This window comes from Enterococcus ratti, from assembly GCF_001886195.1.
Lineage (GTDB): Bacteria > Bacillota > Bacilli > Lactobacillales > Enterococcaceae > Enterococcus_B > Enterococcus_B ratti.
Genome location: NZ_JXLB01000016.1, coordinates 17,766 through 39,909, shown reverse-complemented (window position 1 = coordinate 39,909; position 22,144 = coordinate 17,766). Strand labels below are relative to the sequence as shown.

General features: G+C 33.9%; 16 protein-coding genes and 2 pseudogenes. 2 read left to right on the top strand and 16 right to left on the bottom strand.

Annotation, left to right across the window (positions count from 1 at the left end; all coding sequences use genetic code 11):
- Positions 1-14 precede the first annotated feature (14 nt).
- From RV14_RS08575 to RV14_RS08565, 3 genes are all read right to left on the bottom strand, one after another.
- Positions 15-959 (bottom strand): DUF979 domain-containing protein, encoded by a 945-nt coding sequence (locus RV14_RS08575; protein ID WP_071855854.1) that lies wholly within the window; start codon positions 957-959, stop codon positions 15-17.
- 1 nt (position 960) lies between these two features.
- Positions 961-1,647 carry a DUF969 domain-containing protein gene (locus RV14_RS08570; RefSeq protein ID WP_071855853.1) on the bottom strand — a complete coding sequence of 229 codons (687 nt, stop codon included), beginning with the start codon at positions 1,645-1,647 and terminating at the stop codon, positions 961-963.
- A 289-nt stretch (positions 1,648-1,936) separates the two neighbouring features.
- Positions 1,937-3,361: a basic amino acid/polyamine antiporter gene (locus RV14_RS08565; RefSeq protein ID WP_071855852.1), complete on the bottom strand. Its 1,425-nt coding sequence runs from the start codon at positions 3,359-3,361 to the stop codon at positions 1,937-1,939.
- A gap of 208 nt (positions 3,362-3,569) precedes the next feature.
- Between RV14_RS08565 and nrdI the strand changes: the two genes are divergently transcribed.
- Positions 3,570-4,028: a class Ib ribonucleoside-diphosphate reductase assembly flavoprotein NrdI gene (gene nrdI / locus RV14_RS08560; protein WP_071855851.1), complete on the top strand. Its 459-nt coding sequence runs from the start codon at positions 3,570-3,572 to the stop codon at positions 4,026-4,028.
- Positions 4,029-4,150: 122 nt separating this feature from the next.
- Here nrdI and RV14_RS08555 read toward each other — a convergent pair whose 3' ends face one another.
- From RV14_RS08555 to RV14_RS08545, 3 genes and pseudogenes are all read right to left on the bottom strand, one after another.
- The gene (locus tag RV14_RS08555) at positions 4,151-4,696 is read right to left on the bottom strand and encodes a histidine phosphatase family protein (RefSeq protein WP_071855850.1); all 546 of its coding nucleotides are present in this window, start codon (positions 4,694-4,696) and stop codon (positions 4,151-4,153) included.
- Positions 4,697-5,268: 572 nt separating this feature from the next.
- On the bottom strand, positions 5,269-6,717 hold the full coding sequence (locus tag RV14_RS08550) for a hypothetical protein (RefSeq protein ID WP_071855849.1): 1,449 nt from the start codon (positions 6,715-6,717) through the stop codon (positions 5,269-5,271).
- Between the two features lie 609 nt (positions 6,718-7,326).
- Positions 7,327-8,205, bottom strand: a pseudogene (locus tag RV14_RS08545) (glutaminase).
- An 814-nt stretch (positions 8,206-9,019) separates the two neighbouring features.
- Here RV14_RS08545 and RV14_RS08540 point away from each other — a divergent pair.
- On the top strand, positions 9,020-10,342 hold the full coding sequence (locus tag RV14_RS08540) for an amino acid permease (protein WP_071855848.1): 1,323 nt from the start codon (positions 9,020-9,022) through the stop codon (positions 10,340-10,342).
- 209 nt (positions 10,343-10,551) lie between these two features.
- Here RV14_RS08540 and RV14_RS08535 read toward each other — a convergent pair.
- From RV14_RS08535 to mgtA, 10 genes and pseudogenes are all read right to left on the bottom strand, one after another.
- Positions 10,552-11,023: pseudogene (locus RV14_RS08535) on the bottom strand (Na+/H+ antiporter NhaC family protein); the annotation flags it as partial.
- A 718-nt stretch (positions 11,024-11,741) separates the two neighbouring features.
- Positions 11,742-12,431, bottom strand: a complete 690-nt coding sequence (locus tag RV14_RS08530) for a fructose-6-phosphate aldolase (RefSeq protein WP_071855847.1) — start codon at positions 12,429-12,431, stop codon at positions 11,742-11,744.
- 22 nt (positions 12,432-12,453) lie between these two features.
- Positions 12,454-12,810 (bottom strand): PTS glucitol/sorbitol transporter subunit IIA, encoded by a 357-nt coding sequence (locus RV14_RS08525; RefSeq protein WP_071855846.1) that lies wholly within the window; start codon positions 12,808-12,810, stop codon positions 12,454-12,456.
- A 22-nt stretch (positions 12,811-12,832) separates the two neighbouring features.
- On the bottom strand, positions 12,833-13,828 hold the full coding sequence (srlE, locus tag RV14_RS08520) for a PTS glucitol/sorbitol transporter subunit IIB (protein WP_071855845.1): 996 nt from the start codon (positions 13,826-13,828) through the stop codon (positions 12,833-12,835).
- Positions 13,829-13,943: 115 nt separating this feature from the next.
- Positions 13,944-14,492 carry a PTS glucitol/sorbitol transporter subunit IIC gene (gene srlA, locus RV14_RS08515; protein ID WP_071855844.1) on the bottom strand — a complete coding sequence of 183 codons (549 nt, stop codon included), beginning with the start codon at positions 14,490-14,492 and terminating at the stop codon, positions 13,944-13,946.
- Positions 14,492-14,977 (bottom strand): transcriptional regulator GutM, encoded by a 486-nt coding sequence (locus RV14_RS08510; RefSeq protein WP_071855843.1) that lies wholly within the window; start codon positions 14,975-14,977, stop codon positions 14,492-14,494. Before RV14_RS08510 ends, srlA begins: the two co-directional genes overlap by 1 nt.
- Positions 14,974-16,836, bottom strand: a complete 1,863-nt coding sequence (locus RV14_RS08505) for a BglG family transcription antiterminator (protein WP_071855842.1) — start codon at positions 16,834-16,836, stop codon at positions 14,974-14,976. Before RV14_RS08505 ends, RV14_RS08510 begins: the two co-directional genes overlap by 4 nt.
- Positions 16,837-16,851: 15 nt before the next feature.
- Entirely contained in the window at positions 16,852-17,652 is an 801-nt protein-coding gene (locus tag RV14_RS08500) for an SDR family oxidoreductase (RefSeq protein ID WP_071855841.1), read from the bottom strand.
- Between the two features lie 588 nt (positions 17,653-18,240).
- Positions 18,241-18,909 carry an HAD family hydrolase gene (locus tag RV14_RS08495; RefSeq protein WP_071855840.1) on the bottom strand — a complete coding sequence of 223 codons (669 nt, stop codon included), beginning with the start codon at positions 18,907-18,909 and terminating at the stop codon, positions 18,241-18,243.
- Between the two features lie 314 nt (positions 18,910-19,223).
- Entirely contained in the window at positions 19,224-21,872 is a 2,649-nt protein-coding gene (mgtA, locus tag RV14_RS08490; RefSeq protein WP_071855839.1) for a magnesium-translocating P-type ATPase, read from the bottom strand.
- Positions 21,873-22,144: the final 272 nt, after the last annotated feature.

Genomic DNA, 22,144 nt, shown 5'->3' with positions numbered 1-22,144 from the left:
TAAATAAATTTAAACTATTTAAATAAAATCATGTAAACTATTTGAAACACTAACATAAATACTGCGATAACTAATTGATTTTTTATCACGCCATATTTATCTTTCATTTCTAACATGGCAACAGGTACTACGTTAAAGTTAGCGGCCATTGGGGTCAATAATGTTCCACAAAAACCACATGTTAAAGCAACCATTCCAACTAGTGCTGGATTTGCTCCAAGACTAAATACAAAAGGAGCGCCAATCCCCACAGTCATCACTGTAATTGCTGCAAAAGCATTTCCCATAATCACCGTAAAAATGACCATACCTAATGCGTAAATAATAATGCCGACATTTACGTTGCCTTCAGGAACAACTCGACCTACTGTATCAGAAATGACTGTACCTACACCCGCACTAGTAAATACTGCTCCTAAAGAGGCTAAAAGCATTGGCAGCATGCTTAATGGTCCTACTGTGCCTAACATGTCCGCTGCATCATCCAAAAAGGTTGTTGGACGATTATCTCGCGAAAAGAACATCATAAGGATCATGGCAGCGAACACCCCAACACCCACTCCCACTAATGCACCAAGCTTGGTAAACAAGGCAAACAAAATCGCAAATAGACCGATGCTTAACGCTGGGATAAAAATTTTCATGCCTAATTTATCAGACATTTTTTCCATGTATTGTTTGGAAGGTAAACGACTTTCCCCTTTGCTTACTTTTTTTGCAATCGCAGGAATCGTCATTGCAAAAATTAAAAGTCCATTTACAATTGGCGGTAACCATCTTCCACCAGCAATCACGATTCCTAATACGAGCCAAAAAAAAGCTGAACCGTAACGATGAGGATTTGTTTTATCACCTATATTTCTCATCCCCGTATAAATGAGTACAAGTCCCATGATAATATATAATATTTCTAATAATTTATCGCCCAATAAAATTTCAGGATTTGTAAAAAAGCTCATTTTATTGCTCCTTATCTGAATAATACTTTTTTGCTAATTTTTTTTCTTTTAAATAGAAGTAAACACTTGCAGCAATTAATGCAACAAGGGCAACAGGTACTTCTACTAAAGCAAGCTGACCTAAAGAAACATCATAACCTAGTTCTTTTAGCGTCGATTGAACAAGTAACGCCCCTGCACCGCCTACAAATAAGACTTGTCCAAAAAACCAACAGATGTTTTCCATTGCAGAAGACATTCCTTTTAGTTCTTCTTCATGTCGTGGATCAACTTCTAGCCCTTTTGATTCGATGGTTCCTAAAGCCATTGGCAGAATAATTGGACGAACAAACCCTGCTACTCCACCAAAGCTGACATTGAAGGCTGCAAAAATCATACGAAAGATGCCATAAATATCAATGATCATTCCTGCTGATACTTTCTTAAAACGCTTGATAAGGGAAGCTGCGGATTCTTTTAGTCCATTCCGTTCAAGAGTGCCTGTCGCAAGCATAATGATAATAAAAATAGCCATCCCGCGGTTATTGATAAAACTTGTGCCTAAAGTTTCAAGCATTCCTTCTAGACCTAAACCGCCTGTTAATGCGGTAACAATAAGGGCTACCATGACAATTAAGATTGAATCTAACTTTAGTGCAAATCCAAGGATAACAATTAATACACCTAAAAGACTAAGATAGTTCTCCATTTAAATTCCTCCCTAAGAATTATATTTTTTTATTATAAAACAAAAACGAATGAAAACATAGACTAAAGTCAATGAAAGATTATTATTTTTTTAAAATTCAGAAGATTAGAAAAAGAAAACAAACAACTAGCTAACAAAGTATTACTGCCATTGAATTTTATTTTTATATTTATACATTTTCAAATTCTTTGCTACCTTTACAAAGAGAAGAAAAAGTCCAAACAAATACGATTGATACTTTTACCAATCACGTTTGTTTGGACTATCTATAACTTAAAATGTTTGCTTGTTAAACATGCAAGATTCCCGTAGCAAATAAAAGCATAGCTGTCAATCCGATCATTGTGACTGCTACTAATAATATTTTATCCAGATGAAGATGTGGAACTGGTTCGTTTTGTTCTTTCCTTGCTCTTAAATAAAAGAAAATACCCGGTAAGAATAAAACCAATACCAGCATGACCTCATTGAATGCTACGACCAACATCGCCCACACTTGAAAAGCACTTGCTAAAAAACCTACAAGAAATTGCATCCATTCTTTTCTTTGATAAGAAAGTTTCATTTGATAAAGCCCTAAGAACAGCCATGTAAAGAAAATAGCTGCTGTACCAAGTGTATAGGCAAAATTATAAGCACTATTCGTAAATAATAAAGAAAGTAAAAATACATTTGTACAGATAGTCGTTAAGGCAATAGCATAAGTAGGTGCACCTTTTTGATTGACTTTTCCCCAACGTCTCGGTAGCAAACCATCTTCCGCCATATTTCGCATGGTTTCGATCGGCAAAATCGTCCATGACAACCAAACACCAATTAATGAAATAATCAAGCCGCCATTGATTAGAATAGCGCCCCATTTCCCAACCATCCGCTCAAACACATATCCCATTGCTGGTTGAGTATTGATTCCTTGCAACTCCTGCATGGACATTGTTCCATAAGGCAACATGGATACGAGGACATAAATAATGATCAAACCAAAAATACCAAGAATCGTCGCTTTACCTACATCAGATTTCTTTTTCGCCCGTGAGCCAACAACAGAAGCACCTTCGATTCCTACAAATACCCATAACATGACCATAATGCAACTGAGTATCTGACTTGAAAACGACACGGGCTGTCCATTTATATTTAATATGATGGCACTAGAAAAATTATCTAAAAACTGTTGCAGTGAAAAAGTACTGATTGCCACGACGATAAATAAAAACAAAGGAACCAATTTACAAATCGTGACAATTGCATTCACGTAACTTGCATTTTCGACGCCACGATTGACTAACCAGGCATATCCCCATAAAAATAAGGTGCTCATTACAATTGAAGCAACGTTTTGTCCTCCGTCAAATACTGGAAAAAAGTAGCCTAGTGCACTCATCAATAATGTCGCAAATGCTACATTTCCTAGCCAGCAAGTTAGCCAGTAGCCCCAACCGCTGATGAAACCAGCAAAACGCCCGAACCCTGCTTCTGCATAACTAAAAATTCCGCCTTTTAATTCCGGACGTTTTTTATTAATATTGTTGATTGATAACGAGAGCATCATCATGGCTGATCCGACGAGCAGCCAGCTAAAAACAGCTGGACCGCCGGCTGATCCAGAGATGTCCGTCATAATCCCAAATACGCCACCTCCAATCGCTGATCCAATCACTAAAGCCGCTAGTGGAATCAAACCTATTCCTTTGCTCTGTCGCTTTGTATTCATTTAAGCATCCTCCAAAATAAACCGCTTTTAAACAAAGTATAACAAATAATCTCTTATTTCACTTTATTCATAAAGATTCTAATAGAAATATAATTGTAGCGATTTTTTTCTAATTATACAAGAATTTTATCATTTCACTACAAAAATCCTTTTAACTAAACCTGTTTAAAAAATGCTATACTGATTACTAAGGATTGGAGGAAGTGTAATGAATATTTTATATCTCTCAATTTCTGGTAATACCCGTGCTTTTGTCAAAAAGCTTGCAGGATACGCAATCAAACAACATACAATTGATTCTCGATTTCCAGAAGTTGTATTAAAAGAAATTCACGAAAATAGTGATTTTGAAAAAGAAAGGGAGCCTTTTTTTACTTTCGTTCCGACATACCTTGATGGAGGGAATGGAATAGATAATGGGGATACGGAAATTTTAACGGAAACGATGCGCGAATACTTGGAATATGAAAACAATTATGCACTTTGTCTTGGGGTCGTAGGCAGCGGAAATAAAAATTTCAATAATCAATATTGCTTAACCGCCAAGCAATACGCAACTCAATTTGGTTTTTCTTTTCTTGCCGATTATGAATTACGAGGTACCCAAGCTGATGTAGAAAGAGTGTATCAAACGCTTGTTGAAACATTGAAAACAAATGTTCATTGATTCGTTGATGAATTGAAAATTTTTCTATGCAAAAATGGTTGTGACAAAAGCATGCTGTTTTTAAACTTCAGACTTCTGTCACAACCTTCATTCGCTTATTTTTTTTAATAGACTGAAATGCTTTAAAAGTTCTTATTTTTAGGATCAAAAATAACTAATTCAGTATTATCTACAAAAAAATCAAAGAAAATCGCATTTGGCATGGGATGAAAATAAGCGTTCATGATTCGAATTAAAGCATTATGGCATACAAGTAAATAGACGTTGTCTTGGTCTGCAAGGCATTCTTCAATTAGTGGAACGACGCGAGCGTAAACATCTAACACAGATTCTCCATTTGGAAAACGAACAGCAAATTCTCGACGTGCTTTTTGAAACATCGGATCAAGAGCATCTACTCCATCATATTCACCAAAATCCATTTCGACTAAACGTTCATCTACTTCCAGTGGCAACTGAAGCTTATCCGCCACTGCTTGTGCTGTATTTTTAGCTCGCTGTAACGGTGAATGAATGATTTTTGTTACGGGTATTTTTAGTTTTGAAACATCCTCTGCCAATTTTTTTGCTTGTTTTTGACCTTTTTCCGTCAGGGAAACATCCGCTCTTCCACAGACAGCTCCTGCTGCATTCCAAGTGGTTTCACCATGTCTGGTTACATATAACATTTATAACGCTCCTTTATTTGTACTGGCTCGATTGTAACACAATCAGACAGCAAAACAAGTTCATCTCGTTATTTCCTTTGAAGAAATAATTTGATCGGCTACTTTTTCTAAAAATACTTGGTCGTGGTCAACAATCAATATCGTCGGTTTAATCGTTGCAATTAATTTTTCTAGATGTATTTGATTAAATACATCTAAATAGTTTTGGCGGACGTAACTGACCGCTAATTCAATATCTTCTAGGTATTTCCCTTTTGATGTTCCCGTGAAATACCTAGAAGATACTGGATGATTGAAGACCTCCCTGCACTATTAGATCCTATTAATGCCCTGCATTGACCTTGTTCAATTAAAAAAATGATTGGCGAAAAAAGCATTTTTTCATAACCTAGCTATAAATTTCCAATAGATAGTAAGCGCTTATAATAGTTTTTTATTACATTCATTTTAAACTAAAAAAGGAAGAAAATCATGCCATTTGTTCTCTTCCTCTCATTAAATCCATTCTATATCGGTATATTTTTAACCACACCTAAAAATAATTCCATTTATTACATGTTGTGGCTAATTTTTTAATTAATCAATTCATTTTCTATTCTAATTTTTTGACCCAAGTACAAACACTTATTATTCAAAGAAATTGGTAAAACTTGGGTGTTTTCAGTGTCAAATCCGCTTTGATAAACAGTAACATCACAAAAAACGATTCTTCTAGTACGATATAGACATTCATCAGGCAGCTCTTTCAATGAGTGATAAATCATTGAATTTAATTCACTATTTTCGTTAATCTGAGCCATCACCAGCTCTCGATAAAAAATTTGTTTTACTGCATTGGGTGCCACAATAAAAATTTCAGTGGGTTGATTTTTTTCTTCCATACGTACAGTCAAGTACATGCTTTTAACAAATTTTCGGATTAAATTATGATTCCATCTTATATCAAGGCAATGTTCTTCTTTCCAATTATTTAAAATCTTTACAGTGTTTTCATAAAGTTCTTTTTCGTCATCCGTTAATAAATAAATTTGATCAGGAAGAAAAACTTGTCCATCCGCCCATATTGTCCGAATAAACTGTAAATAAGATTTTCTTAAAATAAAATTATTCGCACATTTTTTCCCAATTTTACTGACTATTTTTTCAATTAATTCATTTAAATATAAATTATTTTCAATGAAACTAGTATAAACTATTTCAAAATCTTTTCTTATCAATTCCATATTCTCGTTGGTATAATTACGAGTATTAAATAAAGAAAAAATATAATAAACGTCCTCTTCCTGTAATCCTAATACATTTTTATATTGAGTTAATCCTTGACATATGATATGAAATAATGGTTTCTCTTCTGCTAATTTCTTTTCTTTTTCACTAAAATGAAGAGGATAATTTTTTCTACCAATCGCAATCTCAATCCCTCGAATAATCAAAATTCTTTCTTCTTCAGAATATCTACGCTTGAAAAAATGTGCTTCGATGAAATCAACTAGCTCATTACAAGCATTTTTTACTTTATTATTTTTGGTTTCATATCCTTCCCAGTTAATATACCTCACCAATGCAATCAAAAGATTACGCACATCATATTCAGGAATAACGATCTGTTTGTTTTTCAAATACGAATTTGCTTTAAAGAAGTCAAAGACTGTTTTTTTGATCGTATAGACCTTGCTCAAAGAGATGAACTCCAAATCGGATAATTCCGTACTAGTAAATTGTCCTTTAAAATAATAGCTCAAAAATTTTAAAAAATACGATTGACCATACAAAAACTGTGTTAATTCTGATAGCCTAATCCCCTGCTTAAATATAACTTTATATATATGTTTTTCCCGCTCACATTTTTCAATACAGTATTCCAAACATTCTATAATACTTTCAAGATCATGCAATACAGTCGGCACTGTCACACCCAACAACTTGGCAGAATCATTAATGTCTATTTCTTGAAATTCAAATAATTGCTCACAAAGATATACTTTTCTAGAAACATTCCGCTCAATGTAATTCTCTAACATGCCCTTTCCCGCTCCTCTAAATTTTATGTATGTCTATTTAAGCATATTATCTCATTTATATTTTTTTTATTTCCTTTTTTAGAAAACGCTTACAAAAAACAAAATAAAAAAGTCACCTAAGCTAGTCACACAACATTCTTTTTTACTTAAAATAGCTGAATTTCTTGAGTAATTAGTAAAAAACACTTGCTATAAATTTCCTGATTTGTCAATATGATTCTTTTTCCTTTTGTTATTCAACATTTTTCTTTTTCTTTTATTCAATACAAAATAGTGGTTCTCTTCATTTTAAGAAAAAAAGTTTCCTTCGACTTTTCCTTCCATACACCCTTTTTTCTAGATTTATCTTCAAAAAATATTGTTATTTTCAAATTTATTTTCTTATGAGTACTACATGATGCAATGTATCTAGGACTGACTTTTGCCATCATTTAATAAAGGAAGTACGTCCCAGTTTTCTTTCTCGCGGTTCAAGTTGAAATACTCTTTTAATCAACCGTATTCGAACTTTTGTTCGTTTAAAAAAACTAAAATTTTTAAATAATAAGGAGTGATTTCAAAAAAAATTGTTTTGATCATCATTAAAACTAGCAATATTTTTTCATTCAATTATTCAAAAATAGCAATATCAAGTTTTTCAATGATCTCTTGTTGCGCTGTTGTCAAAGGAATCTAATGCTGAACCCAAAATTCTCATACCATGCAGCTACCATTAAACCTTTACCCACACCACTTTTATCTGGTACACCGATATGAACAGAAAATTCACCTGATTCATCATATAAGCCTGCGGTAGTCATGATGGCTTTGACAATCGTAGCACTTTCTTTTGCAATGATTCTTTTCTTATTTCAAGGTGCAATCCCTTTATTTGCTAAAGCTGCTCCCAATTTAGCTATTCCTAAAGCAGTAACGTTAACAGAGTATTGCTTAAAATATACGTTTATAACGTCTATAACCTCTCCGTCAATCATTTGATTTTCTTTCATATAGTAAGCTAGAGAACGAATGATGTCATTTGTTTGAGATTCAAAATGATAAATTTCTTCATTCAAGGTGATTTCCGGATCATTACAAATTTCTTTTATAAAAGCCAAAATTCGCTCAAATTTCTCTTCTAAATTTTTTCCTGCAAACAAAGAAGTTGTTGCTACGGTCTAGCATTAAAAAAAGGAGGCATTGGACGCCGCCGACGGCTAGTTTTTATCTTCCACATGGAATAAAGAGCAAATTCTGTGGTTTTTGTATCAATTATTTGAAAGACGTTATCAATTCAATTTTATGATCTTCGATCGCTAACAACAAAACTGGTGCTTTTGACATACCTTCAATGACAAAACAAACACGTGAATCACCAAATTCTATCATTTGTCTTTTTTTCAAATCGTAAATAGCCATTTCTAATTGCTTGGGGTTCACTTTTGCTAGTGCTGGAATATAATTAACTACACGTCCTGTTTGATAATAGTGAAGATTTTCCCCAATCAATTATGCTAATTCTTCGACGTCCATTTGAACAATCTGCTTTCAATTTTTCCCTTCTAAACTTGATAAACTCTTTTTAACGATAAGCTAGATTTAAGATAGCTAATGAAAAACATAAAATACAGTATTAAGTAAATAACTACAATTAACAACATTGTTGAAAGAAAAGAAAGATTATTAATGCTGCTATTTAGATAGAGGTAATGAGAAACACCGTATCTTCTGTTTGATCAATACGTGATTCATTCGTTCTCACCTCATTTCTACACTTATGAGTATAAGCAACTTTTCTACCTGCTTTTTGTTTATCTTTTTGTTTTTTCCTTTGCCAAATTATAAATAGAAAAAAACTGCAGTAAAGCAACTAGTTTCTAAAAAAAGAGCCTCTTTATTTATTTTTCCTTTTTTCTTATTTAAGCTTTTGGCATAATTTTTTTGAAAAAACGTTTGATTCTAGTCATAATTTTTAATTTTACTGTCTATTTTCTAAAAAATAATAATTATCATTTTAAACTATAAAATGTAATTGGATTCTTCAATCATCTTTAACATTTTTTTCACGTAAACTCTGTTTTGAAAAAATAGTCAATCATTAACTATAAATTTTTATTTTTCCTATGAAAGTCATTTTACTTCTATAAGAAAAAATGACAAATAGATGAAATTTTAATTAAAAAGGGGTATTTTGTTTTCAGAATTATTGAAATTATCAGATAATTTGTTATGATAAAACAAGTCATTTTTCTACTAGTCCATCATTTTATTTGATTATTCGTATACAGTGATGAATATTTTATCTTCAGAAAAGAGGTTGTTTATGGAGAATACTGAAAAAACAAAATTAAAAAAACAGCTAAGTTCTCGACATATCACTATGCTTGCATTAGGAGGCGCAATTGGTGCTGGTCTATTTAAAGGAAGCGGTGAAGCAATTGAGATTGCAGGGCCTGCTGTTTTAATTGCCTTTTTGATCGGTGGTGCTGTCTTATTTATCGTAATGAATGGTTTAGGGAGACTCGTTTTAGACGGTGGAGACACCCAGCATGGACTCTCTGGATTAGTTCGACCGTTTTTAGGCGTACATGCCGCTGATTTTATCGATTGGGTATATTACTCATTGTGGACCATCAATATCATCGCCGAAGCAGTAGCTGCTGCTTCTTTCTTGCAGTTATGGTTTCCAAACATCCCTACTTGGGTCTTCGTTCTTATTCTGGCAATATTTACTACGCTAATCAATTTATATTCGGTACGTTTATTTGCAGAAACTGAATACTGGTTAGCTTTTGCTAAAATTAGTGTCATTATTCTACTGATCATCTTTGGCATTTACCTTGTCGGTCAGCAGATGCTAGGAAATGGTGTATTGCCTACGTTACAAACACTCACTAACTACGGCGGATTTTCTCCTCACGGAATGAAAGGAATCATTCATTCTTTACTCGTAGTCATTTATTCTTACGGTGGCTCAGAGCTTATTGCTGTTACTGTAAGTGAAGCAGATGACCCAAAAAAGGCGATTCCAAAAGCCATCAGAGGCGTGATGGGACGAATCATTTCTTTTTACATTATTCCTTTATTCTTATTGTTAATTATCTTTCCTTGGCATGTATTAGCAAAGACAACGGTTAGCCCTTTTGTGATGGTATTTGAAAAAATGAGCATCCCATTTGCCGCCGATATCGTAAATTTTGTGATCATCCTTGCTTTATTTTCTTCGATTAATTCTGGCGTCTATGCTTCTTCACGGCTTTTATATTTTCGAGTAAAAAATAAAACAAATGCAGTAAAAAAATTGGCTGTATTGAATAAATACCATGTACCGCAACGTGCTGTTTTATTTTGTGCAAGCATACTGTATCTAGGCGTTGTTTTATCTTATTTAGTAGGAGACAAATTATTTGGCTACTTAGCTGGTTCACTTTCTTATACCGTATTAGTTATTTGGATGATGATCAGTGCAGCAGCGTTTATACTTGCTTTAAAGAAAAAATCATCTTTTGGAAAAGTTATAAATTTGCTTGCTATAGTAGTTTTAGGATTAATCTTTGGAGGAATTTTCTTCACTAATCCCATCGGCGTCACCTTATTAACAGGATTGCTTTACTTAATTATTTTCTTTAGCTATCAAAAAAAATGATCATTTTGCTTAACTAAAAAAACTGTTCATATAAAAAATTAAGTATAACAAGCGACTAAGTTGTTTCAAACAATTTAGTTGCTTGTTTTTTGTAAGCTGGGAAGATAAAAGAAAGAAATCTTAAAAGGAGTGAGTAGAAATGAAGAATTATGGACAGTTTTTACTAATGATTGGTGTATCTACAATAATTATGTTTGGAATGATGTATTTAAAATTTCCGGAACCTTTTTCCATGCACCTAACAACAACAGAACCATAAGAGGAATCAATGACCAAATAGAAATTGTAAAGTTCACTTCAAGGGGGCAGTTGCCTTTTAAATGATCGTTAAACTAGCACTGTTATTTGTGTGTCCTAAAACCATAAATAAAACGAAAGAAACTACAAATGCTGGAACCGTTGGCTAAATCATATGTTTGATGTGTTTGAAAAGGTATGCATCTACAATTACTGCTGCTAAATTGGTTGATTCCGATAAGGTGACATATTATCACCAAAAACAGCACCTGAAACAATCGGACCTACTACTAAAGCCGAATTTAAACCCAACATTGTGCCAACACCGAAAAAAGCAATCCCAATTGTTGATATCACTGTAAATGCTCTGCCTACCGCACTACCAACAATTGCACAAACTGTAAAAATAGAAGGAACAAACCACTGGCTACTAATCAATTTAAAACTTGGTTTTTCTTTCATAATCATTCTCCTTTTTAGTTTATTGCTGTTCTAAAAAAGAAGAAATATCGGATAACTCCGCCACAATTCATTGACCTTCCCCACCTTTTATTAAACAAAAAGTCCTGTTTTCAACTAAGAACGAATGACTCCGCGGTACCACCTTAATTAAAAACAGAACTGTTTTTCTCTTTATTTGAATGATTTAGTTTTTATACTTTTTTCCTGTAATTCGACATCTAGGCTTGATCGGTTCACAGCAACCACCGACTTTCTGAACAAAACACCTAAAATGCTACTATGTGAAAAGTTGACTTTTGTGAGTTCTACCTTGTATATGATATTTTGTCAACATAAAAACGAAATTTATTTACACTCTCCTTAAACATTTTTCTCCTATACTCTTATAAGCAAAAGCAACTAATGGCTATTATCCTTATTTGAAAATCAATGATCAATGATTGTTTTTATTCATTGGTGCTCGCTAGAATAATTTCCTATTTTCTAATAAGAAACTTATCTGATGTCTTACAAAATGATTCTCTTCGCTTATTTCTGCTCTTTTTTCTATTTTTTACTTCAAAAAAATGCTTATTCATATTAAAATTTCTACCTTGAAATAACAAGTATACAGGCGCTTTAGTTAGTTTATTACCAAAATAATTAGTATTAAACTTGACCTAAATAAATGAAAACTTTACAATGAATGACTATTAATTAGCTATGAATTGATGGCAGCTAATTTTTTAATAGATTCTACTTTAAAAACTGAATACCAGTCGTTACGAAAATCGGTAACAGCCTTTTGGATAGCGGGCATTGCGAATCCTTGTGCAATCAAATCTGGTGTGACGGTAACAGCCTGTACTCCACTTTGACAGGCCTTATTAATTTGGGCAATATTTTTAAAACTTGCAGCAACTATCTGACTATTTGAGCCGCTGCGTGAAATTTCTTTTACCAAATTTTCAATGATTTTTTGTGCATCAATATTCAAATTTTCCATTCGATTATAATAAGGAGCTAAGTAATCTGCGCCTGCGGCGATTGCTAAATATCCTTGAAACTCCGTATAAATCGCTGTAGCAGTAATTCGATACATTTCTTGTTTGAGTTGCTTGATGGCAGCTAGTCCCGCTTCATTCACCGGTATTTTGATGAACGTCTCTTTTCCTAATTTCTTTACAATGGTTTTAGCATCTTCGATCATCTCTTTCGTTGTTTCACCAACTACTTGTACGTGAAGACTGGTAGAACCAATTACTTGTTTAATTTTTTTTAAATGTGAAAAAAATGAAATTTCATGCTCTAGTTTAACAATACTTGGGTTAGATGTAATTCCTGTTAGCGGTAAAATCGTTTGATAATAACGAATAGCTTCAAGATTAATGGTATCTAACATAAATTTCATGTGCTGCACTCCTTTTGTTTATCTATTGAATGATAATCGTTGTACCTACTGAAATTTTAGGAACTGCTTTGTCCTCCACGTACAACGTTCCTGCTAATTCAGGCACCGTTGAGCCATCAAATTTAATTGTTATATGCCCCAACGTATCTAAATTGGTCAAAACAACACTACCAACTGCTGTAATTCGATATTTTTGTTCGCCAATGATTAACGTTTGGTTTACTTTAATTTCTTCTTTTACTGGATGAATCTCAATGTTATAGCAATAATCTGCTAAAACATCCGGTGCATCTTTTCCAAATAGTATCACCATTTTTTCTTTTTTAAATAATTCGGCTTCTGATCCAATAGATAAGACCGTAGTTGTAAATACTGACATTTTTCATCCTCCAACAGATAATTTAACTATACAAGCCAAAACTTGCAAGCCAAGCAACCAACACACGAGGTACTCCATTTAAAAAACGTGAATACAACACAGATGGTACCCCCACTTCAACCGTTTCTGATTTTGCTTCTTCTAGCCCAAGTCCTACGGGAATAAAATCGCAAGCATTTTGGGTATTAATAGCAAATAATGCAGGTAAAGCCAATTGTGGTGGGATATTTCCTTTGCCAATTTCCACCCCAATTAACGCCCCAATCACTTGGCTAATTACTGCGCCGGGCCCCAATAAAGGTGATAAAAACGGAAGTGAACAAACAAAACCAATAATTGTTAACCCGATAATATTCCCTGCGAGTGGTGCCATGACATGGGCAAAAAATTTACCTATTCCTGAGCCTTGAATCACACCAATCAATAACGAAACAAATGCCATAAAAGGAATAACTGTATGAATCATCGTCTGAACGCCTTCTCTTGCAGATTGATTAAATGTAGCTACTACTTTTCCTGCACCCATTCCAATTTTAGCAATAAAATTTTGCTGTTCCGCTTTTTGTTCTGTAATTTTTTTACTGGTATCATATTTAAATTCAGCTTTTTTGCTTATGGAATCTTTTGCAATTGCAAAAGATCCTTCAGAAGCAAGTGTAATTTGTGCTGAACCAACCGCCGAAACATAAATTGTTTCATTAATATATTGAGCCAGTGGACCACTTTTGCCTGTGGGGACTATATTAATTGTAGGAATGCCTTTTTTAGGATAAATACCACAACGAAGCGTACCGCCACAATCAATAATAGCTAATGCAATTTCATTATCTGGAATAGAAGTTTTAAATCCATTTACGGCTTCCATACCCGTTAACTCAACAATTTTATCTACAATTGCCGGTTTTTCTCCACCACCGGTAACGAAAATAAATTTATGTTTTTCTTCTGTCGGAGTAATAATTAAAGGACCACCATAACCACCATTTCCCTTTACTACCTTGATACTGTTATATGCCATCTCATTTTCTCCTTGTACATTTAGATTACTTATAAGCTCTTCCGTTTTATTTAGTCGCTATTTTTATATAATGGAGTAACATTGGACGAGTGATCGTCGTTTCAAGGACTTTTTCTCAATCCATGACGACTGTTTTACTAAGCGTGATTCCTTGTTGCTTACAAACATAAGCAGTAGTGAAATCAGTAACCCAACCACCAATAAAGTTCATTAAAAGACCTACAAACATGTAACGAACTGCTAAATCCATTGAATTTAAGCCTAATGTATCGATGCCTTGTGCAATTCCTAACCAGACAAATAATTCTCCGGGATTAATGTGCGGAAATACACCGTTGCTTGTATGGCAAAACTGTGCTTGTGCGGCGTAATAACTTGGTTTATAGTACTCCGGTAAAAAACGAGCCATGGTGAAAGACATCGGATTTCCTAACATAAATGCCGATAAAAAGGGAAGAACTAAATAACGCGTAATAGGATTTTTGGCAGAAATTTTAGCTACGCTAGTTACTCTTTCTTCTCCTAAAAAAGCAATTAGGGTATTCATCGCTACCATTAACATTAAAACAACCGGAACGATTCCCGTCATCCAAGAAATAAATGTCGATGCTCCCGTCTGAAATAGATTCATAAATCCTTCAGCAAATTTTGTAATGTAAGACATTACTCTGCACTTCCTTTCAATTTTGATCGTACTTTATTTTTCCATAATTGTAATTGAATTTTTAAACTGCTTATCCACGTAAAGGATTGAAATTCTTGATCATCTCCTCGCCCTACGCATAAGTATACTTCCCGAGCATTTTCTATCGCTTGCTGCGTTAATTTGTTTTCTTGACGTACGAGTGGATGGTAATGATCCATGTAATGAATGTCTTCACCGACATATTGTGGTAAAGAATGGAATTTAGCTAAAACGGTCACTCCTTGCATTTTTCTAGCCGCTAAAATACTTCCCTTTGGATCAACTGCAAACAAAAAAATTGTTCCAGCTTTGACTTTACCTGCTCGGCGACCAATTGCTACTTTTCCCAGTTTCCGAAGTTCTTGATAGTGTTGATTAAAATGTTTCATTTGTTTTATTCCCATTGCTACTTGCACGAAATACGCCGTCAAAAATAGCAAACCAAAAATATAGATACTATTCATGTGATAACCCCCTTTCTTTGCATCCATTCTTTCACTGCCAAGATATCTTTTTGTTTACGTAACTCAAGACACAAGTTTTCATCACCTGCGATAGTGAATAAACGATCGTATAAGTGCAATAACTCTGCTTCTACAGCATGAGATAATTTTTCTGGAATCCCCAATAGTAAAACAACATCAACTTTTCCTTTTGAAGTATTTAATGATTCTTCAAAAACACCAATTGATAAAATAATCGTCGTTAATGCTCGATTGACTGCATGCGGAAAAGCAATTCCTGATTCAAAAATCGTTGTTTGTTGATCTTCCCTAGCAAAAATTCGCCGAGCAAAAGTCGAATCTACTAACTTTTCTTTCTCCAACTTTGTAATCATTTTCTGAATATTTGTGTGATATTCTTCTTTTCTATCCAATAACTGATACGTCATTTGAACATTTTTAGATTCAATCGAACGAATTTCTTTTACTCTTTTCCATTCATTTCTTAACCATGCGTCATTAAATAAATTGGTCATGTGGATAATAGGTGTTTGCGGGCGAATATTTTTTAAAGGAATAGTAGTAAAAACAGCAAAATATTGATTTAAATCTTTTTTTTCACATTCTTCTTCAGAAAAATGTGAAATCTGCACGTTGGCTCCAAGTACTTTTTCTAATTGCCGTTGAATCATTAACGCCGTTCCGTGACCGGTGCTGCAAATAACAGCAATTTCTTTTTTGGTACCCGCTTCATAATTTCCTCTTAACGCTAACTCAAAATAAAGAGCAAGATAGCCGTATTCTACTGATGGAACAGTTCGATGTAGCAATCTGCCGAGCTCTTGTAAACTAATTTTTGCTAACTCATAGGCAAAAGGATAGTGACGCTCAATTTCACCATAAAATAAATCGTGACATTCAACATGAAAAATCAAACGGTTCATCACGTTCATCAAATGTTCTTTCATTTCTGAAAATAAGAACGCTTCATCCAATTCAACCACTACATAACGATGAATTTTCATCATCATTTTTTGGAAATAGTCATATAAAAGTTGATCATCTGTTAATAAAGTATTTCGTACATGATTGGTATTAACATTGAAAGGAAAACTGATAAACGAACGTTCCCAATGACTTAGCGTGACGTTATAAGTGATTTCCAAATGATACATTAATTCTTCAATGTACTCATTCTTACTCACATAATCCACATACTCTCTTGGCAATTCTGTCAACATTTGACCAGCTAACACTCGCTGTAACACGATTGAAATGACTCTTGGCAACAAAAAACTGTCTTGTTTAGCCAGCTTCGTTTCTTTGATTACTTTTTGAATCACTTGCTTAGTCGTTTCTTGAAGAAACTCTTCTTCAAAATATTCTTGAACCTCATTCACATGCAATAATCGTAAATCAAATTCTTTTCCTTTTAAATAAATCCCACGATTGGGTCTTCCTATGACTGACACCTGCCATGGTCGAACTAATTCCTTCATCCTTTTAATATCTTTATTTACTGTACCACGACTAACGGCTAATTCTTCTGAGAGATCATAAGTTGAAATAAAATGGTCTGCTTCTATCAAACGTTTGATAATGTAAGAAACACGTTTACTTGATGAATTAAAATCGGCTTCTTTTTTCAAACGTCCTGATAGAACTATTTCAAATTCTTCAAAATCACGTATTTCTAATTGAAATAGACTTTCTTTTTGAATAATTTTTGCAATCCCTATTAATTCGTCATTTAACGTATCAATACTTTTACGAACCGTTTGAGGACTTGCTATCAACTTCTCTTGTAAATCCTGTAAATTCATTTCTTTGTGATCAACTAGTAATTTTAATACTTGGTACCATCTATTTACTAGCGTCATTTAGTTTTCCCACCTCTATCCTCTTGTTTTTCCTCCAGCTACGTTTGTAGTAATGCCTGTAATATAGCTAGAACGGCCTGATAAATAATAGCATACTAAATCAGCAACTTCATAAAGCTTTCCACTTCGTCCTAATGGAATGGTGCTTGTTTTTGAGTAACCTGCACATAATTGCTCAACAGAAATGCCACGCGTGTATGCTAAAGCTTCTTCATAAGCGACTGTTCGTAATCCTGTTTCTTCCATGATTCCCGGAGCAATACCGACCACGCGAACGTTCGATTTACCTAACTCTTTAGCCCATGAACGAGTATAACTATTTACTGCCGCTTTCGTTGCTGCATAAGCACTTTGACCTTCTGAGCCTTCTAATCCAGCTTCTGAAGACATGTTTACAATGACTCCTGCTTGTTTTTGTACAAGAATACGACCTACTGTTTGACTCATTAAATACAATCCTTTTTGATTAATCGCAATTATTTTATCGAAAACATCGTCTGACAATTCATAAGGACCGTAAGGATGTTTTTTGTCAACGAGTAAACGTGGTATATTGATTCCCGCATTATTTACTAGACCATCGACTGTACCAAAATGTTCAATCACTTTTGAAACACCAACTTCTACTTCTTTTCTTGAAATAACGTCTACTTTCACAAAGAATAAATTTTGATGTTTCATTTCTGAATCAGAAATATCAAAATTGGCAACATAAACTTTTTGTTCTAATAAACGCTCGACGATACTTCTACCAATACCTGAAGAACCTCCTGTAACAATTACTACTTTTCCATTTAATCCTAACCAATCTGTCATTTTTTTCCCTCCCATTAATTGTTTGCGGTTTCATTTTATGTTTGTTCGTAAAATTATTTAAGACAGTCTTTTTTCTTGGTTGAATTAAAAAAGTATACTATTTAATGACAACTCTTGTTCAAATCAAGTATTTACTCTACTTTCTTTAATTATCATTCGTTCAAATACTCGCTAACTAGCATTTTTTTAAAGAGCATTAACATAAAATTGAATAAATCTGACAGATTTAGTACTCGCAATTGATTTTTTAGGACGTTTTTCTCCAAATTAGAAAAAACTCTGTGTAAAATCTATCGACACAGAGTTTTTGTTATTTAATTTTTGAACTATTTTTTGGTAAACACTAAGCACTTACGTAAAATATTTTTAGAACCCCTGTCATACTTTTTCCAAGCAAAATCGTTTGAGAGTATATCCAACTTCAAATACCATTCTTGTATTGCTTTTTTAATTAAACCCACGACATACAATCTGTTCATTTTTATCAGATGATTGAAGGTAAAAAAATTACAGTTATTTCACCAATACATTATTTTAAACGCTTAAATTCCACTAATGAAAACTAAGAGAAATAAAAGAAAAATCAATTTATTCTCTTACTGTTTGAAGCATTCGGATAACGACTCGTAAATCTTTGCCTTCAGCCAGCAAGTTCAACGCTGCTTTTTCTTTGTCTGTATAATTTCGTTGAAAGCTTGTATCTGGAACCAAGACCACCCCCATGCCCGCTCGTGAAGCAGACGTCGCCCCTACTAAAGAATCTTCTACTGCAAATGCTTCTGAAGCCGTCAATTTAGTTCTTTCTAATGCCGTTAAATAAGGGATTGGAGAAGGTTTATTTTCTGTGACTTCATCCCCAAAAGTCATCGTATCAAAAAGCGCTGTTAAGCTAAATTGTTCCAAAATATCGGTTGCTCGTTTCGTCACAGTCGTCGTAGCTAAGCCAAGCTTGATCTTTCGGTCTTTTAATTCAGTCAACGTTTCTGTCGCATAAGGTTTTAAATGAATAACACCGTCACGTAATTGTTGATAAAAATATTCTTCCCGTCTTGCTCGTACTGCTTGTACTTTTTCTGGGCTTCCTGCTGCTTTTACTAAAATGTCAAAACTTTGTTTCCAATTTTTTCCACCCCAAGTATCAACAATTTCTTTAGGAATTTCTATGCCATAATGTTTAAATCCCCATAACCAGCCATCACGATACACTTTTTCTGTATCCACTAATAGGCCATCTAAATCAAATATTGCGCCTTTCATTCTTTCACTAATCCTTTCAGAAAACAATATCACCAGTTTAACATGTTTCTTTATAATTTCATACAATCATAGCCATAAAAAATGATCGTGTTAAAAATGAAAAAAATCAGGAAAATAATTAAAGAAAAAATAAATGATTGTTCCACTCATCTATCTTTAAGTACACAAAAACTACTCTTTCACGTAAAATTAATCTGACGAAAAACAAGCAGAAAAGTTTCTAGAATAAAAATAAGACTGACTTTGATCTTACACCTCAAAATCAGTCTTATTAGCTGTTTAAACTAGGACTATTGCATATCTTGCTTTTATTTTTACAATAAAGTGCCAAATTTTTTGACATAGAATTTTTTGACTATGGTTACTAATGTTAAGTAAGCTAAGATTGTAACAACTAACCACATCCAATACTCTCCCGGTAATGGCATCAAGCCTAACTCTAATCCAAAACCTGTGAATGGTAAAACTGAACCAACTACTATCCCTAATGTCGTAACAATAAACATAGTAAACGTTGCATGACTTTGGAGAAATGGAATCTTTGGAGTCCGTAAAGCATGTAAAACCAACGTTTGTGACCATAGTGATTCCACAACCCAGCCTGCATGAAACAATGAAATAAAAACTATTTGCTGTTTGGTGTCTAGTGTATGGAAGCTGCCACCAACTACCGCCGGGCAAATAACAAAATACATCAATAAATATGTGGTGACGTCAAAAATGGAGCTTGTTGGACCAAAGTAAATCATAAAACGTCCAATACTTGAAGCTTCCCATTTTTTAGGTTCATTTAGGTACTCTTTGTCCATTTTATCCCATGGAAGTGACAAGCAGGAAACATCATAAATCAAATTCAAAAATAAAATTTGCAAAGGTAGCATTGGCAAAAAGGGTAAAAAGATACTAGCAGCTAATACAGAAAACATGTTCCCAAAGTTGGAACTTGCCGTCGCTTTAATATATTTCATAATGTTACCAAAAGTTTCTCGTCCCGATAAAATTCCCTTTTCTAAAATCATTAAATCTTTTTCTAATAAAATGACATCTGCTGATTCTTTCGCAATATCTACTGCTGTATCTACAGAAATACCAATGTCTGCTACTTTCATTGCTGGTGCATCATTAATTCCATCACCTAAAAATCCTACGGTATGTCCATTTTGACGTAAAGCGGTTGTTAACCGTGCTTTTTGTTGAGGATTTAATTTCACAAATACTTCATGATCTTCAACTACTTGTGACAACGTATGATCATCCATTTTGGAAATCTTTTCGCCCGTAATCAATTCGTTAATTTCTATACCTACTTGACGACAGACACAGCGAGTGACTGACTCATTATCACCAGTTAAAACTTTTACTGCAACTCCATGATCTTTCAATGCATTCAATGCTTGTTTTGTGGTGGCTTTTGGGGGATCAAGAAAAGCAAGATAACCAATCAATACCATGTCAGACTCATCTTTTATTGAAAATTCCCCAACCACACTCGGATTTGTTTTTTGAGCAACACCAATGACGCGCATCCCTTCTTCATTTAATTCCTTTACTTTTGCAAGTACGTAGGCTCTTTTTTCGTTTGTTAAAGGGTTAACGACACCTTCAAGGTCAATATAATTAGAAATGCTCAACATTTCTTCGATGGCACCTTTTGTGATCATTTGTGTTTTACCAGCCACATCTTCTACGACAACACTCATGCGGCGGCGTTCAAAATCAAAAGGAATTTCATCCACTTTACAATACTTACTTTCGTCTGTGGCTAATGTTTGCTCGGCTTCAGTAATGATTGCCACGTCTAACAAATTTTTTAATCCTGTTTGATAGTAACTATTTAAATAAGCATGACGCAAAACACGATCATCTTCTTTTCCTGCACAGTTTAGATGGTATTCTAAAATAATTTTATCTTGTGTAAGTGTACCGGTTTTATCTGTACATAATACATCAATTGCACCAAAGTTTTGGATGGCGTTTAAATTTTTGATAACAGTTCCTTTTTTCGCCATTTTACTGGCACCTTTAACTAAATTCGTTGTAACAATCATCGGTAACATTTCAGGGGTTAACCCAACAGCTACGGATAATCCAAATAAGAAAGCTTGTAGCCAGTTGCCTTTCGTAAACCCATTAATAACAATAACCGTTGGGGCCATTAAAGCCATAAATTTAATCAATAACATGGAAGTTTTGGAAATACCCATTTCAAAACTTGATTGAACGGGCTTTTCAGATAATATTTGAGCTACGTGTCCAAACATCGTCTGTTTACCTACTGACAGGACAATGCCTTTTGCACTTCCACTAATTACATTGCTTCCCATAAAAGCAATATTTTCATCACTTGCTTCACTAAATGACGCATTTTTATGAATATTTGCTTGCTTTTCGACCGGATAGCTTTCTCCAGTTAATGCTGCTTGTGAAATAAACAAATCTTTAGTTGACAACAATCGCATATCTGCTGGAATCATATCTCCAGCGGATAAACGCACCAAATCGCCGCAAACGATTTCTTCCATCGGAATTTCAATATAACTTCCATTGCGTTTGACAGCTGCTGTAACCTTCACTAAAGACTTTAATTTTTCCGCAGCTTGATTTGAACGAACCGATTGAACGAGCGTCATTGTTCCACTGACAAGCACCATTGAAAAAATAATGATTACACCAAAAAGGTCTTTATCTTTTGGAACGGGTAATAAATATTCGGTAATGAATGAAATCACACCTAAAGCAATCAATACAAGTGTAAAAGGCGTAACATAAGCTTTCAAAACTTCTAAGAAAAAAGGAGATTTTTTCCCATAAGAAATTGAATTTTCACCATATTTTTCTCTTGATTCTTCAATCTTTGCTTCGTTCATTCCCTGATTCGTTGAATGAAAAAAGGCAAATAATTCTTGTTTATTCATTTCTGAAAAAGCAACATAACTTTTCCTTATCACTCTCTTTTTTTCCATCTCAATTTTCTCCTTTACCTCAGTAAAAACAAGCAACAGCTATTTTTACCTAGGAAATATTTTAGTTACTCAAGCGATGAAGAAAGAGTGGTTCTTAAAGGCGCTGAAAACAGATAGATAATAGCCTCAACCAACCAGCAATTTCTCTCGCTTTTTTTCTCCGCAGGACTGTCATCCATTTGTTCTCATCTCCTTTATCTGACGATTATTTGCTTTTTTCATTTTTAGCATCAACTTCCCAAAAGACCTACACCCCCTTTTTTAATTTGTAA